The organism is Azospirillaceae bacterium (assembly GCA_028283825.1).
Lineage (GTDB): Bacteria > Pseudomonadota > Alphaproteobacteria > Azospirillales > Azospirillaceae > Nitrospirillum.
On the sequence record JAPWJW010000001.1, the window covers coordinates 999,091 to 1,015,769 of the forward strand.

The window sequence follows — 16,679 nt, forward strand, 5'->3', positions numbered from 1 at the left end:
TAACAAGAAAAGGGAACACCGCCGTTGACCGCACCCCCCGCCACGCCATCCGCCCCCTCGGCCGCGTCTCCACCCGCCGGCGATCGTCCGCGCGACCTGTTCGGCCTTTACAAGCCGGTGTTCCAGGACTGGTGGGACGGCCTGACGGACGCCGCCAACGACCACACCAACCCCCAACGGGGGCCGCTGGCCCGCCTGCGGCGCCTGGGCATCTACGACAGCCCGACCGGCCCCCTGCCGGACGTGGCCACCGCCTTGTCCGAGGGTGCTTTCCAGCATCTCTACAAGGCGGTGCGTGGCCGGCAGCCGCGCGCGGAGGAGGGCGGAAAGCGCCTGTCCGATGACCAGGAGGAAAGCCTGGTGGTGGTGGCCGCCACCCTGGCCCATGTGCGCGGCCACCGGCCGGGCAGGACCGCCGCCCTGCTGGGCGGGCCGGAGGATGGGCCGCCACGCCTGCTGGCCGAGGCCCGTTTCCTGCGCCTGATGCGGGTTGAAACCGCCGCCGAACTGATGGACCAGGCCCGCCGCCTGGTGGCCCTGCTGGGGCGTGAGGCGCCGGTGGGCGATTTGGGCGCCAGCCTGTTCCTGTGGCGCGTCCTGCCCAAGGTGCGGCGCGACTGGGCCCGGTCCTACTACGGCCTGGACCTGGCCGGCCACGGCGCCGCCAAGCCCGGCCCCATTCCCCCCTCTCAAGACGCCCCCGAACCCGGAGCCGCCTGACCATGCCGCGTTTCCTGCAACTGCACCTGCTGACCACCTATCCCGCCGCCAACCTGAACCGGGACGACACCGGCCGGCCCAAGACCGTCACCTTCGGCGGGGCGGACCGGCTGCGCATCTCCTCCCAAAGCCTGAAGCGGGCCTTCCGCACCTCCGCCATCTTCGCCGATGGTTTGCCGGGCGCCTTGGGCACCCGCTCCCAGGCCTTCGCCGGCGCCCTGGTGGATGCGCTGGTCGCCAGCGGTCTGGAACGGGAGGAGGCGGTGACCCGGGCGGAAACCGTGATCACCGTGGCCAAGCTGGGCAAGGTCAAGAAGGGGGCGCCGGCCCAGACGGAGCAGCTGGTGCATTTGGGCCCCGAGGAGCTGGACGCCATCGTCGGCCTGGCCGAACGCCTGGCCCAGCCGGACGGGCTGGAGGAGAAGTCCATCCTGGTGCTGAAGGACAAGCCGCGCGCCGCCGACATCGCCATGTTCGGCCGCATGCTGGCCGACAACCCCGGCTATAACGTCGAGGCGGCGGTGCAGGTGGCCCACGCCTTCACCACCCACCGCGCGGTGGTGGACGACGATTATTACACCGCCGTGGACGACATCAAGAATGCCGACCAGACGGCGGATCGCGGCGCCGGCTTCATCGGTGTGCAGCAGTTCGGCGCCGGCCTGTTCTACCTTTACATCTGCATCGATGCCGGCCTGCTGCTGGACAATCTGGCGGGTGATGCCGGCCTGGCCGCCGACGCCGTCGCCGCCCTGGTGAGTGCTGCCGCCATCGTCAGCCCCAGCGGCAAGCAGGCCAGTTTTGCCAGCCGGTCCAAGGCCCGCTACGCCCTGCTGGAGGTGGGGGATGAGGCGCCGCGCAGCCTGGCCGGCGCCTTCCAGCTGCCGGTGGGCGCCCGCGCGGGGGAGGCCGACCAGTACCGGGATTCCATCGCGCGCCTGACCGACCTGCGCGACGGCTACAAGCGCGCCTATGATGAGGAATGGATCAGCCACGTCATGGATGTGGATCGCCCTGACGGTGGCCGGCTGGCCGATCTGGTGGCCGCCGCGCGGGCCGCCGTCACGGCCCAGGCCGGCGGCTGAACCATGGCCAACCGGGATTTCCTGGTCTTTCGTCTGCAGGGGCCCATGGCCGCCTGGGGTGCCGTGGCGGTGGGGGAACGTCGGCCCACCTGGGACCTGCCGTCCAAGTCCGCCGTCCTGGGCTTGGTGGCGGCCGGCCTGGGCCTGACGCGGGGCGATGCGCCGGGCCATGCGGCGCTGGAGGCCGGCCTGGGGTTCGCCGTCCGCCAGGACGCCGCCGGCCGGCCGCTGCGCGACTATCACACCGCCCAGGCGCCCAAGGCCCGGCGCAACGCCCAGTGGCGCACCCGCCGGGATGAACTGGCCGGGGACAAGGACGATCTGAACACCGTGCTGTCCGAACGCCTTTACCGGCTGGAGGCGGCGGCCACCGTGGCGCTGTGGCGGCGGGGGGATGCGGGGGCGGCGCCGGCACTGCCCGATCTTGCGGCCGGCCTGGTCCGGCCGCGCTACACCCTGTTCCTGGGGCGCAAGAGCTGCCCGCTGGGCCGCCCGCCCCGCCCGCGCACCGTGGCCGCCGACGGCCTGCTGGCGGCCTTCAGCGCCTATGACGCGGCGGAGGGTGCCGCCGGCCTGCACCTGCCCCTGTGGCTCAACCGTGGGCGCCCGCCGGCCGACGCGCCGCGCGATGTCTGGTTCGAGTGGCACGCCGGCCTGGCGGCGGAGGAAAGCCAAGTGCTGGCCGGTGATGACGGGCAGCACCGCCAGCGCCGCGACGCCGTGGCCGACCGGGCCCGCTGGCAGTTCACCGACCGGCGGGAGGGCCGCCTGGTGTGGCGGGCGCCCGTCATCGGCGAAGGGGCGGTTGTGGGTAAGGGGGACACGCCATGAGTTTCATCACCCGCGCCCATCTGCGCCAGGACACGCCGGCGGTGCGCAACCTGGCCCGCCTGCTGCTGGACCAGAGCGATGCCGACAACGGCCACCGGCTGGTGTGGACGCTGTTCGGCGAGGATCCGGACGCCGCCCGTGATTTCCTGTACCGCGAGGCGGAGCCGGGGCATTTCCTGGTGGTGTCGTCCCGCCCGCCCCAGGCCAGCACCGACATCTGGGCGCTGGAGACCAAGGCCTACGCGCCCGCCCCGCCGGAAGGGGCCGCCTATGCCTTCACCCTGCGCGCCAACCCGGCCGCCAGCGTGGCGCGGCCGGGTGCCCGCGGCCTGCGGGTGGACGCCGTCATGCACGCCCGCACCCAAAAGGGCGGGCCCCTGACGGTGGAGGAGAAGGAGGCGGCGGCCCTGGCCTGGCTGTACGCCCGCGCCGACCGCCTGGGCGTGGCCTTTGAGGCCGAACGGTGTGCGGCCGCCGGCTATCGCAAGGTGACGGTTCCCCGCAAGGGGGCGCCACCCGCCCAGTTCGCCCTGGTGGATTATGACGGCGTGCTGCGGGTACGGGACCCCGGGCGCCTGGCCGAGGCCCTGCGGGGCGGGGTGGGCCGGGCACGGGCCTACGGCTGCGGCCTGCTGCTGCTGCGCCCCTTGCCGGCGATGTGAGGCGCCGATGGCCGAGGCGCCTTATGTCCCGCTGCGTCCCATCCCGCTGAAGGAACGGTCGGCCATCCTGTTCCTGGAATATGGCCAGCTGGACGTGCTGGACGGCGCCTTCGTCCTGGTGGACCAGAACGGCACCCGCATGCAGATACCGGTGGGCGGCCTGGCCTGCCTGATGCTGGAACCGGGCACGCGGGTTTCCCATGCCGCCGTGGTGCTGTGCGCCCGGGTGGGCTGCCTGCTGGTCTGGGTGGGGGAGGCCGGGGTGCGCCTCTACGCCGCCGGCCAGCCGGGCGGGGCGCGGGCCGACCTGCTGCTGTTCCAGGCCCGGAACGCCCTGGATGAGGGCGCGCGCCTGAACGTGGTGCGCGAGATGTTCCGCCGCCGCTTCGGGGAGGAGCCGCCCGAGCGCCGGTCGGTGGACCAGTTGCGGGGGATGGAGGGTGCGCGGGTGCGGGCCACCTACCAGCTGCTGGCCCAGCGCCACGGCGTGACGTGGAAGGCCCGCCGGTATGATCAGGAGGATTGGACGGGCGGCGACCTGCCCAACCGTTGCCTGTCGGCGGCCAACGCCTGCCTCTATGGCCTGTGCGAGGCGGCGATCCTGGCGGCGGGCTATGCCCCGGCCATCGGTTTCCTGCACCGGGGCAAGCCACAAAGCTTCGTCTATGACGTGGCCGACCTTTACAAGTTCGACACGGTGGTGCCGGCGGCCTTCCAGGTGGCGGCCCGCATCCTGAAGGGCAAGGGCGGGCAGGAGCCGCCGGAGCGCCAGGTGCGCATCGCCTGCCGCGACCTGTTCCGCCGCACCGGCCTGCTGGAACGCGTCATCCCCGACATCGCCGCCATCCTGGCGGCCGGCGGCCTGGCCCCGCCGGAGGATGCACCCGAGGCGGCCGACCCCGCCATCCCACCGGAGGAGGGCAGCGGCGATGATGGTCATCGTGGTTGAAAACGCCCCGCCCCGCCTGCGTGGGCGGCTGTCCCTCTGGCTGGCGGAGGTGCGCGCCGGCGTCTATGTCGGCGTCTACTCCCGCCGGGTGCGCGAACGCATCTGGGAAGAGGTGGGCCAGATGATCGGCGAGGGCAACGCCGTCATGACCTGGGCCGCCCCCACCGACAGCGGCTTCGCCTTCGCCGCCATCGGCGCCAACCGCCGCGAGCCCGTGGACATCGACGGCCTGACCCTGGTCAAGTTCCGCCCCCCGACCGACCCGGATGCACCGCCGTTCTGACCCGGTTTTGGGACGCCAAAAAGTTGGTGGATTCTTTGACATCGTGAATCGTAAGCTGAATCAATGGCCTCCAGTTGGAGTGTTCCCCGCAGGCGCGGGGCTGAACCGCCAACCTCTTCGATCCAGTATCAGGGGCCGGGGTGTTCCCCGCAGGCGCGGGGCTGAACCGTCGTCCAGCAGCAGTTTTGTGCCGCGCCGGCCGTGTTCCCCGCAGGCGCGGGGCTGAACCGCACCTGAAATTAACATCAAGAGGACGTTATGTGTGTTCCCCGCAGGCGCGGGGCTGAACCGGCCGTAACACCACTTCAGTGATGTACTTTTCCGTGTTCCCCGCAGGCGCGGGGCTGAACCGATCATAGACGCCGGGGCCGATGCCGGGCACGAGTGTTCCCCGCAGGCGCGGGGCTGAACCTGCATGTTGATCACATAAAGCCGCGTAGCCGTTGTGTTCCCCGCAGGCGCGGGGCTGAACCGCGCATGGGCGGCGCGCCTTGGATGACGGGAGAGTGTTCCCCGCAGGCGCGGGGCTGAACCGGATAGAACCGGCGCGCAGGCCGTCAAGAAGAGCGTGTTCCCCGCAGGCGCGGGGCTGAACCGGCTTGGTATCGGGTTAGGATCAGGAGGGTTCTGTGTTCCCCGCAGGCGCGGGGCTGAACCGGTGTAATGCGCATACCGCGTGTTGTCCACGTTGTGTTCCCCGCAGGCGCGGGGCTGAACCGGCGCGTCACCCTGAACCATCATCTGGAACTCTGCGTGTTCCCCGCAGGCGCGGGGCTGAACCGCTTGATCTGGACGTATTTTTGCTGTTCGGACAGTGTTCCCCGCAGGCGCGGGGCTGAACCGTGTGACCGACGCGGCAACGCGGTCCATGGTGCGTGTTCCCCGCAGGCGCGGGGCTGAACCGCCGTCGTCTGGTGGCGCTGGGCTTCCGCAACCGTGTTCCCCGCAGGCGCGGGGCTGAACCGCGAATGCTAGCGTCCGCAGCTACCGCCCAGCTGTGTTCCCCGCAGGCGCGGGGCTGAACCGGCGTTGCATCCACCGACCTCTTCGGGCCGGACGTGTTCCCCGCAGACGCGGGGCTGAACCGGCTGAACGCCACGCCTGGGAGCAGATGCTGGAGTGTTCCCCGCAGGCGCGGGGCTGAACCCGGCGGCGCAAGAGATATGGCCTACCTTTAGTCGTGTTCCCCGCAGGCGCGGGGCTGAACCGGGCCTTGATAGGGCTGTCCCCATTACCCTCCCGTGTTCCCCGCAGGCGCGGGGCTGGACCGTGGGGCCGCGACCTTGAGATGAGGGACACCATGGTGTCCCCCGCACGCGCGGGGCTGAACCGACCATCCCCGGGCGGTTCTATGCGCCCCATCAGTATTCCCCGCAAACGCGGGGCCGATCAGGTGTTGAGGATGATCGCCAGATGGACCCCGGTCTCGGGTCCCATGGTCTGGGACGGGGCGCTCATTTCCACTCGGGCGGCCGACATTTTCAACGCGGCGATGTCCTGCCCGGCCGTCAACCGGCCCTCATGAAAGCGCGTAATACGCCTTCATGAGGGCTTTTCGGCTTTCGATTCCGCTTTCCCGCTCCGGCGACAGGGCTGTGCGGTCTGAGAAAAGGGGGGCGGTGACAGGCGGGGTGGCCGTCTTCCCGTCCTGGACCAGGGGGCGGCCGTTGATGAGAAGCAGTCGGACATGCCGCTGCTGCGCCCGTCCCAGCAGCAGGGACAGCACGTCGGAACGGGATGGGATGGCGTCCTCCGCCATGGCGGCGAAATCGAGGCCGAGGAGGTCGGCGGGCGCGCCCACGGTGATCCGGCCGCCACCGTCGTCGCCGACGATGGAGCGGCGGCCCGTCTCCCACGCGCCCTTCAGCACGTCGGTCGCCGACAGGGGGCGCGCGTCGCCGGCGGTGGCGCCGGCCAGGTGATAGGCCAGGCGCAGTTCGCGCAGCATGTCTTCGTCATCGTCCAGGCTCATGCCGTCCAGGCCGAAGGCCAGGGGTGCGCCCGCCGCCCGCAAGGCCGCCATGGGCGGCAGGCCGGAGCGCAGGCGCAGGTTGGAGGACAGGTTGAGCACGACGGTGACGCCCCGGTCGGCCAGCAGCGTGCACTCCTCCGGCCGCAGCCAGACGCCGTGCGCCACCGTCAGGCGCGGCGACAGCAGGCCGATCCCGTCGAAATGGCGGATGATGCCGTCGGGATATTGCCGGTCCGCCCAGGCCCGCTGGTGCCGGGTTTCCAGCAGATGCATGTGGACGCGCCGGTCCTCTTGGGCGGAGGCCTGGGCGATGGCGGCCAGCGTGGCGGGCTGCACCCATTGTGGCGCCACGGGATGGAATTGCAGGCTGAACAGCGCATGCTCGAACGCGCGGGCCTGTTCCATCAGGGCGACGTTGGTGGCGCGGTCGCGCATGCCGGCCTCGCGGCCCCGCAATTCCTCAAATTCCGCCGCGTCCATGTGGGCGGCCAGGGGTTCCAGGCCGCCGTAGACGACGGGATTGGCATCGAAGAACGGCCAGCAGAACGCCACCCGGACACCGGTATCCCGCGCCGCCCGCGACACCGCCTCGGCCTCCGCCAACAGGGCCCGGCCGTCCTGGGTGTTGTGGCAATGGTTGACGATGCCGATGCCGGACCGGGCCATGCGGGTGAAGGCGGTGACGGCGCAGGCGTAGGGATCAAGGTAGGGCTGGCGCCCCAGGTCGGGCAGCCAGGTCTCCAGCGGCTGGTCATCGGCGCCGAAGGCCAGCGTCCGCAGGCCCCGGCCGTGGTCATGGGCGTTGGCCAGGGCGGGGGTCAGCAGCAGGCCGGCCTCCTCCGGGGAGAGTCGGTCGCCGGTGATCGGGCTGATACCGCGGATCCGGCCGTCGGCGGCGATAGTGATGGCGTGCGGCCCCTCCGGCGCATGGCCGGCCGCGCGGATCAGGCGCCCGGCCCGGACGGTCACGACGGCGTCATCTGGCATGCCCACTCCATTTTATTTCCATGCGCGCCGGCCGCTTTTGGCGCGGGGGTGGGCAAGCTTATCGGAATTGGCCCGGGCGGCGGTTGCCAGTTCCGCAGCGCCGCTGTGCGGCCCCGGCAACGGCTGGTGACCGCACAGTTTTAGCACCAGGGCTGTTCCCTTCTTGCAATGGCGTTGCCGGCTATTTCCCGGAACGATGGGGGCGACTGGGATCGGGATGCCGGCCGACCAAAGGTTCACCGACTTTGGTGAAATCCGGTAAAACCTGAATCTTGGCACAGGGGCGCAAAGTAACAAGCGTCGTACCGATGATCGATGCGGGATGTTCGTCGATCATTGGTTGAAATACCAAAAATAAAAGGGAGCTTTAATGTTTCAGGTAAGGGGGACACTTGATGTCTGATTCCAATAAGCAAACCAATAAGCCGCGGTTGCGCGGCATGGGCGTTGGCTTCCTTGCTCTGTCCTGCGCCGCCGTGGCCCTGGTGGCCGCCGCCCCGGTCGCCCAGGCCCAAACCCAGCCGGCCGCCGATGCCGATGGCCTGCAAGAGATCATCGTCAGCGCGCAGCGGCGCGAGGAAAGCATCAGTAAGGTGCCGCTGTCCGTCGCCTCGCTCAGCCAGCAGCAGATGGACCAGGAAGGCATCCGCAAGATCGACGACATCGCGCGGGTGACGCCGGCCCTGCGCTTCGTGCCGGCCTCGGGCGTCACCTCCAACAACGGCAGCAACATCTACATTCGCGGCCTGTCCTCGGACGTCGGCTCGGCCACCACCGCCATCTACATCGACGACACGCCCATCCAGATCCGCAACGTCGGTTATTACGGCGGCAACCCCTATCCCAAGGTGTTCGACCTGGAACGGGTCGAGGTGCTGCGCGGGCCCCAGGGCACGCTGTTCGGCGCCAGCGCCGAGGGCGGCGCCGTGCGGTTCATCACGCCACAGCCCAGCTTCGACAAGCTGGAGATCTATTCCCGGGCCGAGGTGGCCTCGACCTACAACGGTGCCGCCAGTTATGAGGCCGGGTCGGCCGTCGGCGGGCCGATTTCCAACACCCTGGCCGTGCGCGCCAGCGCCTGGTACCAGCACAGCGGCGGCTACATCGACCAGGTGCAGCAGGGCACCAACACCGTCACCAATAAGGACGTCAATTCCGACGACACGCGTGAGGCCCGCCTGGCCCTGGCCTGGAAGCCGATCGAAGGGCTGACGATCACGCCCAGCATCTATTACCAGCTGGAAAAGTCCAACGCCCGCAACGACTACTGGGAAGGCTACGGCAACACCGGCGACAACGATTACAAGACCGGCGTCGCGGCGCTGGAGCCCAGCCGGGACCGCTTCACCACGCCCGCCCTGGGCATCAAGTATGAGCTGGACGACAATATCGAGATCATCTCCAACACCTCATACTTTGAGCGCCAGCAGGACCAGACGCTGAACTACGGCACCTATTTCTCCTTCCTGCGGTCGGGCAACCCGTTCGGCACCTACACCAACAAGGACCTGGCCAACGCCAACGACTACCTGACCCTGAACCAGCGCAACCTGACGCAGGAACTGCGTGCGCAGTCCTATGACAACAAGTGGGTGGATTGGACGGCGGGCCTCTATTACTCCCGCACCCGGCAGTACTTCACCAACTACACGGGCTCCGGCCGCACGCCCGGCGTGCTGGTCAACGGCTATCAGCAATATGACAACCGCTACAGCTACGTCGACCTGGTCGCCGCCAACGATCACCAGTACGCCGGCTATGGCAGCGTCGACATCAAGCCGATGGAGGACCTGAAGATCACCCTGGCGGTACGCTACACCCTGGACCAGTTCGATTTCACCGACACCAAGGACGGCCCCACCAACGCCGGCGTCCGCACCACCACCCGCGTGGGCCAGGACGAAGGCGCATGGACGCCCAAGGTCGGCGTGTCCTATCAGCTGGACCAGGACCACATGCTGTACGCCTCGGCCACCGAGGGCTTTCGCCCCGGTGGCGCCCAGGCCCAGGTGGCCAGCGATTTCTGCGCCAGCGACCTGAAGACCCTGGGCCTGACCTCCAGCCCCACCGGCTATGACTCCGACAAGCTGTGGTCCTATGAGGGCGGTTCCAAGAACAAGCTGTTCGACGGCCTGCTGAGCCTGGACGCCAGCGGCTACCTGCTGAAATGGAAGAACATCCAGCAGGCCATCCGCCTGCCGACGTGCAGCTTCTCCTACATCTCCAACCTGGGTGAGGCGACCGGCAAGGGCATGGAACTGTCCGCCGCCATCCACCCGATGCACGGCCTGACGTTCGGGACGGAGGTGGGCTACACCCACATCACCTACGACCAGAACATCTATGGCGGCAACAACCTGCTGCTGCGGGAAGAGGGGCAGCGCATCGGCGGCCCGCTGTGGTCCGGCCATGTCTTTGGCGAAGGGGAGATGCCGGTCACCGAGACCATCACCGGTTATCTGCGCGCCGATTACAGCTTCGCCAGCAAGAACATCCAGCAGGCGACCCAGGGCACCTACGGCTACGACGCCGGCCTCTACGCCCTGGGGGCCACCAACTACCTGTCCCTGCGGGCCGGCGCCCGCTTCTCCGGGGTGGACCTGTCCCTGTTCATCGACAACGTCACCAACTCCAGCGACGTGCTGTCACGCAACCACGACGGTGTCGGCGGCACGCTTTACTACGATCAGAGCTATCGTCCCCGCACGATCGGCCTGACGGCGCAGTACCGGTACTAAGGCCGGATAAGGCAAGGGCGGCGGCATCCAAACGGGTGCCGCCGCCCTTCGCGTTTCGGGACCAAGAAACAGCGGCATGAGATCCTCCCTCATGCCGCTGTAGGCCGCGACCGAGGCCGCCCGGCGCTTGAGGGAACTAATCGTTGAACGGCACGCCAGGTGTCGGCGCCTGGACGGGGCCAGGCGGCGTGATTTCCGCGCAGTTGCCCTCAGGTGTTTCGCCCTTCAGCAGGGCCTGGACGAAGGGCAGGCTGTCGGCCAGCGAGCCGTTGACGGCGCCGTTGTGGCTGAGGCCGGGATAGGTGTGCCATTGCACATTGCTGCCGGCCAGGCACATGGCCTTGACGGCGTTGAACTGGCCCGCGGTGCCCGCCATGCCGTCGGCCAGGCCGGTGCCGGCGAAGATGGGCACGGTCATCTTTGCGACCGGGAACTGGAAGTTGGCCTCCATGTCGCCGTCCAACGGCTTCAGGTCGGCGACGAAGGCGTCCTGGCCGCTGATCCCCTGCTGCTTGGACAGGGCGAACAGATCGTGCAGGCAGGACGTGCGCGCGGCGTTCAGCAGGGCGCGGCCCTTCGCCGTCACGAAGTCGGCCGGGTCCAGTTCCGGGTGCAGGGCGCGGTCGATGCCGGCGATGCGCAGCATGGCGAAACCCGGATCCATCTGCTTGGGATCGGTGTACTGCTCCGGCTTCTTGACGAAGCCCTCACCCTGCGGGCCGGCGAAGGTGACCACCAGTCCGGTGGCGACCGTGCCCAGGACGTGCAGGTCGGGCGCGTAGTCCGGCACCAAATATGTGGCGCCCAGGGCGGCCCCCGATCCCTGCGACTGCCCGGCGATGACCACCTGGTTGCGCAGCAGGTCGGGCTTGGCCTTCAGGGCGGCGCGCACCGCGTCCAGGATGGAATAGCCTTCGGACTTCCACAGCAGGTAGGGGTGGACGCCCTTGGTGCCCAGGCCTTCATAGTCGGTGGCGACGATGGCGAACCCGGCCTCCATCCAGCGTTGCAGATAGGCGACGTCGCGCGCCGGCTGGCCCCGCCACGACGGCGCGCAGACATCGGCGAAACCGGTGGTGCCGTGCGCCCAGGCCAGCACCGGCCACCCCCCCTTGGGCGGGGTGCCGTCGGGCAGGTAGATCAGGCCGGACACGGGCACGGTGCCGCGGTCCACGCCGCTGGTGGCGGTGTACAGGAAACGGACCGCCTTGCCCGCCAGTTTGGGGCGCGACAGCGTGGCGGGGAACGTCTCCTCCCGCAGGGGCAGGCCAGGCTGCGCGATCGCCCCATCCCAGCGGTAAAAGGCGGAAACGCCGCCGTCGCCGTCGATGTCGCTTTTCACACCTTGCGCCAGGGCGGTCCCCGACATCAGCGTCAATGAAAAGTAGAAGAGAACGCGCTTGGAAATCCTGAACATGCCCTGTCCCATCTTTTTGTCGTGATGACGGAGGGTGTACAGCCTATTGCCGGCGATTCCATTTGGCCCGTGTCAATTTTTACAATGCCCCGTTGCCGGGAAGACAACACCGCCGAGGTGTTTGTTTTTGTGAACGGCCCGGTGCTAATCCCGCACCCGTATTGCGTCCGGGCCCCCGGCGGCCCACTGTTAGGCCCTGGGCGAACGGGAGAACGGCGTGAACATGGGCAAGACGGTGAAAGAGGGCGGGTGGGGGCCCCTGACGATCCTGGTGGTCTACGGCATCGGCCTGGGCGCCATGTCGCTGGTCGGTATCCTGTCGCCGCTGGCGGTGCGCATCACGGCCGACCTGCGGGCGCCGGCCGCCGCCATCGGTTTCACCATCGCCTTGTTCTCCCTGCCGGCGGCCGTGATGGCCATGGTGGGCGGCGGCATCGTCGACCGCATCGGCCCGCGCCGGGCCCTGATGCTGGCCGCCCCGGTGTTGGCCCTGGCCGACGCGCTGGTCTTCCTGGCGCGGGATTTGTGGCTGCTGGACGCGGGCGTCCTGCTGGCCGGTGTGGGGTACCTGGGCGTGCTGAACGGCGGGGCCGCCATGCTGATCGGCAGCCTGGACGGGCCTTTGCGCACCCGGGCCATGGCGTGGTGGTCGACCTACGCGCCGGTGGGTTTTTCCCTGGGCCTGCTGGTGGCGGCCCCCTTCACCACCGCCGCCGACTGGCGCCTGGCACCGGCGCTGCATGGCGCCTTCATGGTGGTGTGCTGCGTCGGCACCCTGTTCCTGCCCCGGGTGGCGCCGCGCACGGCGGAGGGGGCGCCGGTGCGCGAACAGATCGCCCGCCTGTTCGCGGCCCTGCGTCATAAGGACGTGCTGCTGCTGGCCGTCAGCACGGCGATGCCCAGCATGATCTCCTACGGCACCAGCCTGGTCGCCGCCACCTACCTGGCCAAGGTGCACGGCGTGTCGCTGGCGGCGTCGGCCAGCATCGTGGCCGTGGCCAAGATCGCCGCCGTCCTGCTGGGCGGCACCGTCACCGGCACCTTGCTGGCCCGGGATTTCCCGCCCCGCACGTTGTTCACCGCCATGGTTGGGGTGGGCATGGTGGCGCAGTTCCTGTTGTTCTTCCCCGGCAGCCCCTTGCCGGTGGCGGTGCTGGGGCTGATGGGCTGGCTGTTCACCTTCGGCGCCCTGTCGGGCGTCTGTATGGCGGCCATGCCGCGCCTGGCCGGCAAGGCGCTGGGCGGCGGCACGATCGCCGGCACGGTCAACCAGTTCGTCTCGCTGGCCTCTTTCCTCACACCCACCCTCTATTTCGCCCCGTCCGGCTGGGGCGGCCATGTCGCCATCGCCCTGGCCGGGCTGGTGGTTGCCCTGGTGGCCCTGCCGGGGGTGGTGGGCCGGCGGCGCGGGCCGGTAACCGCTCCCGTTTCCTGATGCTCAAAGGGCGGCATGAGATTTTGTCTCATGCCGCTTAGGCCGCGACTGCGGCCGCCGCAGGTTTCCGGGGAACGAAGTGGACTGGAAACCGAGGATAGCCCGAGCCCGCGGATGCGGGCGCCCGGCGCCTGAGGGAATTTTCAATCAAACCGCCGTGTCGCCGCCGTCCACCGGGATCATGGCGCCGGTGACGTAGGACGCGGCGGGTGAGATGAGATAACGGATGAGCGATGCCGCCTCTTCCGCCCCGCCATGGCGGCGCAGGGGGATGCGGCCGTCCACCGCCGCCCGGCGCCTTTCCGCGTCCGTTTGTCCCGACCAGAACGCCCGCGTCTGGGCCGTATCCACCCAGCCGACCAGGGCCGCGTTCACCCGGACGCCCTGGGGCCCCAGCTCCGCCGCCAGGCTGCGGACCAGGCCGGCCAGGCCCGCCTTGGTGGCCTGGTAGGCATGGGTGTCGGGCTGCCCGCGCAGCGTGGCGGTGGAGGAGATGAAGACCACCCCCGCCTGGCCGCCGGCGCGCAGCAGGTCCAGCGTCGCCTGCACTGCCAGGAAGGGCAGGCGCAGATTGACGGCCGCCGCCTCGTCCCACATGGCCGCCGTCCACTGGCCCACGGGCGCCGCCTGCACCAGCGACGCCGCGATGATGACGGCATCCAGCGCCGGCTGATGCCCCGCCACCGCGCCGGCGATGATGCCCGGTGCCGCCGGGTCGGCCAGCGCGGCGGGGATGTACAGGTCCCAGGGGCCGTTATCCTCCGCCGCACTATCGGCCATGGCGACCCAGTCGCCGTCGGCCCGGCACGCCTGCGCCACGGTGCGGCCGAGGCCGGTCGAACTTCCGATGATCAAGACGCGCGCCATGGCTGGTCCTTGCTGCCGCTGTGCCTGCCGGCCACCACATACCCCCCGGGTGCCCGGTGCCCAGGGCCGGTTCGGCAACGGCCGGGGCGAAAAATAGCAACTCCCGGCAACACCCCCGCTGGATATGATCGGGGGCATGAGCTTCTTGGCCAATCCTGACGCGAATGCCGGCATGTTCGACGTGCCCGGCGCGTTCGACCCCACCGATCCGGTTTCCGTCCGCCGGGCCATCCGGGAACGCCGCTTCACCGGCTTCACCAACCTGGTCGCGCGCACGGTGGTGCAGGGCAACCTGGTGGCGGTGCCGGCGGAATACGCCGACGCGTTCGAGGCCTACTGCCGCGCCAACGCCCAGGCGCTGCCTATCCTGGGGCGCAGCGCGCCGGGGGAACGCACCATCCCCTTCCTGGCGCGGGACATGGACATCGCCCGGGACACCGGCGGCTACATGGTGTTCCGCGATGGGGAGCTGGTGGACACGCCGGTCGACGCCTCCGCCGCCTGGCGGGACGATCTGGTGGCCTTCGTCCTGGGCTGTTCCTTCTCGTTCGAGGCGCTGTTGCAGCGCCACGGCGTGCGGCTGCGCCACCTGGATGAGGGCAACGTGTCGGCCATGTACGTGACCGACCGCGACACGGTGCCGGTCGGCCCCTTCGGCGGCAAGCTGGTCGTGTCCATGCGGGCCCTGCTGCCGGCCGATGCCATCCGGGCCACCATCCTGTCGGCCCGCTATCCCGCCTTCCACGGCGCGCCGGTGTCGCTGGGCCTGCCCGCCGACTTAGGCATTGAGGATTTGGGGGCGAGCTACGGCGGCCACGGCCTGACCCGGCTCAACCCCGATGAGGTTCCGGTTTTCTGGGCGTGCGGCGCCACGGGGCAGATCGCCGCCCGCGCCGCCCGCCTGCCGATCTGCATCACGCACTACAAGGCGCACATGGTCGTCACCGACCTGCCTTTGCCGAAGGAAGATTGAGGATGAACGTCGACGATTTCGTGTCGCACTACCACGAACACGGTTACGCGGTGGCCCCCGGCCTGCTGGCGGGTCCCGTCCTGGATGAACTGCTGGACCTGACGGCCCGGATCGAGGCGCGGGCCGCCGACAGTGTCGATGACGACGCCTGGTTCGATTTCGACATCGACACCAACGGCCGGCGCGCCATCCAGCGCATCAAGAAGCCCAACCGCATCGATCCGTTCTACGCCAGCCTGGCGGGCCATCCCAAGATCGTCGCGGTGCTGGAACGGCTGATCGGGCCCAACATCCGCCTGAACCACACCAAGATGAACATGAAGTCGGCCAACGGCGGGGCCGCCCTGGAATGGCACCAGGACTGGGCCTTCGCCCCCCACACCAACATGTCCACCTGCGTCGCCTCCATCATGCTGGACGGGGCGTCGGCCATGAACGGCGCCATGCAGGTCATCCCCGGCAGCCACAAGGGCCCCTTGCTGGACCACCATGATGAGGAGGGGTATTTCGCCGGCGCGGTGGACGTGGGCCAGGTCGCCCTGGACCAGGCCGCCCTGCTGGCCGGTCCGCCCGGCACCGTCAGTTTCCACCACCCCATGACCCTGCACGGGTCCAGCGTCAACCGCTCCGGCATGTCGCGGCGCATCCTGTTCTATGAATACGCCGCGTCCGACGCCTTCCCGCTGTTCTACAAGCTGGATTGGGAGGAGTATGAGTCCCGCCTCGTCGCCGGCCCGTCGACCAGCGAGGTGCGGTTCGAACCGAACCACGTGAAGCTGCCGTTCCCCTCGCGCGCCGGCAGTTCCATCTACAAGATCCAGGCGGAATCCAAGCGCCGCTATTTCGCGGAGGCCCAGTAAGTGGCGGCCCAAGGGACGGCAAGAGAGCGGCCCGTCGCCTTCGTCACCGGCGCCAGCGCCGGCACCGGCGGCGACATCGCCCGGGCGCTGGGGCAGGCGGGCTATGATGTCGCCGTCGCCGGCCGGCGGACGGAGGCCTTGCGGGACCTGGCCGGTGAACTGCAGGCGTCCGGCGCCGACACGCTGGTCCTGACGGTCGATGTCCGCGACGCCGCCGCCCTGGACCAGGCCCTGGGCGCGTTCCTGGAGTGGTCGGGCGGCCGGGTGGACGTGGTGGTCAACGCCGCCGGCACCACCGGCCCGCTGTCCCCGCCCATTGGCGAGTTCAGCGTGGATGACTTCGACAACGTCATCGCCACCAACCTGCGCGCGCCGTTCATCGTGCTGTCGCGCCTGCTGCCGGTGATGCGGGCGGCGAAGGGCGGGCGCATCGTCAACATCGGCGGCAACCACGGCATGCGCGGTCGCGCCGGCCGGTCCAGCTACAGCGCCTCCAAATGGGGCCTGCGCGGTCTCAGCCGCAGTGCCGCGCTGGAGGCCGGGCCCGACGGCGTCACCGTGAACTACATCGCCCCCGGCCCCGTCGCCGTGCCGCGCATGAAGGCCGCCTGGCGCGCCAAGGCCGAGCAGGACGGCGTCAGCGAGGATGAGGCGCTGACCCGCTATGTCGCCAACATGGGCATTCCCCTGGGCCGCCCCAGTGAGCCGTCGGATGTCGTCGCCATGGTCATGTACCTGGTGGGCCCCGGCGGCCGCAACATCACCGGCCAGGAACTGGTGATCGACGGCGGGGCGACTCTTTAGAGCAAGATGCGATCAGGCATGATCGCATCTTGCTCTAAAGCTGTTCATGATAGAGCGGATTTACACGATCAGGTGATTCCACCTGATCGCGTTCCG

At 69.4% G+C, this 16,679-nt stretch carries 14 protein-coding genes and 1 CRISPR repeat array; of the genes, 11 read left to right on the forward strand and 3 right to left on the reverse strand.

Annotated features, from left to right (window positions below):
• Positions 1–24: 24 nt before the first annotated feature.
• Genes PW843_04030 through cas2e form a run of 6 tightly spaced genes read left to right on the forward strand, consistent with a single transcriptional unit; the run spans position 25 to position 4,530 of the window.
• Positions 25–720: a type I-E CRISPR-associated protein Cse2/CasB gene (locus tag PW843_04030; protein MDE1145773.1), complete on the forward strand. Its 696-nt coding sequence runs from the start codon at positions 25–27 to the stop codon at positions 718–720.
• A gap of 2 nt (positions 721–722) precedes the next feature.
• Positions 723–1,805 (forward strand): type I-E CRISPR-associated protein Cas7/Cse4/CasC, encoded by a 1,083-nt coding sequence (gene cas7e / locus PW843_04035; protein MDE1145774.1) that lies wholly within the window; start codon positions 723–725, stop codon positions 1,803–1,805.
• A 3-nt stretch (positions 1,806–1,808) separates the two neighbouring features.
• Complete coding sequence (gene cas5e, locus PW843_04040) at positions 1,809–2,636, forward strand: type I-E CRISPR-associated protein Cas5/CasD (protein ID MDE1145775.1); 828 nt, start codon at positions 1,809–1,811, stop codon at positions 2,634–2,636.
• Entirely contained in the window at positions 2,633–3,298 is a 666-nt protein-coding gene (gene cas6e, locus PW843_04045; protein ID MDE1145776.1) for a type I-E CRISPR-associated protein Cas6/Cse3/CasE, read from the forward strand. Before cas5e ends, cas6e begins: the two co-directional genes overlap by 4 nt.
• 7 nt (positions 3,299–3,305) lie before the next feature.
• The gene (gene cas1e, locus PW843_04050; GenBank protein MDE1145777.1) at positions 3,306–4,247 is read left to right on the forward strand and encodes a type I-E CRISPR-associated endonuclease Cas1e; all 942 of its coding nucleotides are present in this window, start codon (positions 3,306–3,308) and stop codon (positions 4,245–4,247) included.
• On the forward strand, positions 4,228–4,530 hold the full coding sequence (gene cas2e, locus PW843_04055) for a type I-E CRISPR-associated endoribonuclease Cas2e (protein ID MDE1145778.1): 303 nt from the start codon (positions 4,228–4,230) through the stop codon (positions 4,528–4,530). Before cas1e ends, cas2e begins: the two co-directional genes overlap by 20 nt.
• 79 nt (positions 4,531–4,609) lie before the next feature.
• A CRISPR array of direct repeats spans positions 4,610–5,923; the repeat unit is 28 nt; unit sequence GTGTTCCCCGCAGGCGCGGGGCTGAACC.
• A gap of 126 nt (positions 5,924–6,049) precedes the next feature.
• Here the strand turns inward: cas2e and PW843_04060 are convergent.
• The gene (locus tag PW843_04060; GenBank protein MDE1145779.1) at positions 6,050–7,489 is read right to left on the reverse strand and encodes an amidohydrolase family protein; all 1,440 of its coding nucleotides are present in this window, start codon (positions 7,487–7,489) and stop codon (positions 6,050–6,052) included.
• Positions 7,490–7,884: 395 nt separating this feature from the next.
• On the opposite strand from PW843_04060, the gene PW843_04065 reads away from it, so the two are divergent.
• The gene (locus PW843_04065; protein MDE1145780.1) at positions 7,885–10,227 is read left to right on the forward strand and encodes a TonB-dependent receptor; all 2,343 of its coding nucleotides are present in this window, start codon (positions 7,885–7,887) and stop codon (positions 10,225–10,227) included.
• A 136-nt stretch (positions 10,228–10,363) separates the two neighbouring features.
• Here the strand turns inward: PW843_04065 and PW843_04070 are convergent, their stop codons facing one another.
• On the reverse strand, positions 10,364–11,596 hold the full coding sequence (locus PW843_04070) for a lipase family protein (GenBank protein MDE1145781.1): 1,233 nt from the start codon (positions 11,594–11,596) through the stop codon (positions 10,364–10,366).
• A gap of 271 nt (positions 11,597–11,867) precedes the next feature.
• Between PW843_04070 and PW843_04075 the strand changes: the two genes are divergently transcribed.
• Positions 11,868–13,079, forward strand: a complete 1,212-nt coding sequence (locus PW843_04075) for an MFS transporter (protein MDE1145782.1) — start codon at positions 11,868–11,870, stop codon at positions 13,077–13,079.
• A 147-nt stretch (positions 13,080–13,226) separates the two neighbouring features.
• Here the strand turns inward: PW843_04075 and PW843_04080 are convergent, their stop codons facing one another.
• Positions 13,227–13,946, reverse strand: a complete 720-nt coding sequence (locus PW843_04080; GenBank protein MDE1145783.1) for an SDR family NAD(P)-dependent oxidoreductase — start codon at positions 13,944–13,946, stop codon at positions 13,227–13,229.
• Positions 13,947–14,082: 136 nt separating this feature from the next.
• On the opposite strand from PW843_04080, the gene PW843_04085 reads away from it, so the two are divergent.
• Genes PW843_04085 through PW843_04095 form a run of 3 tightly spaced genes read left to right on the forward strand, consistent with a single transcriptional unit; the run spans position 14,083 to position 16,583 of the window.
• Entirely contained in the window at positions 14,083–14,919 is an 837-nt protein-coding gene (locus PW843_04085; protein MDE1145784.1) for a DUF1445 domain-containing protein, read from the forward strand.
• 2 nt (positions 14,920–14,921) lie between these two features.
• Positions 14,922–15,779: a phytanoyl-CoA dioxygenase family protein gene (locus PW843_04090; GenBank protein ID MDE1145785.1), complete on the forward strand. Its 858-nt coding sequence runs from the start codon at positions 14,922–14,924 to the stop codon at positions 15,777–15,779.
• Complete coding sequence (locus PW843_04095; GenBank protein MDE1145786.1) at positions 15,780–16,583, forward strand: SDR family NAD(P)-dependent oxidoreductase; 804 nt, start codon at positions 15,780–15,782, stop codon at positions 16,581–16,583. It begins immediately after the preceding gene.
• Positions 16,584–16,679: the final 96 nt, after the last annotated feature.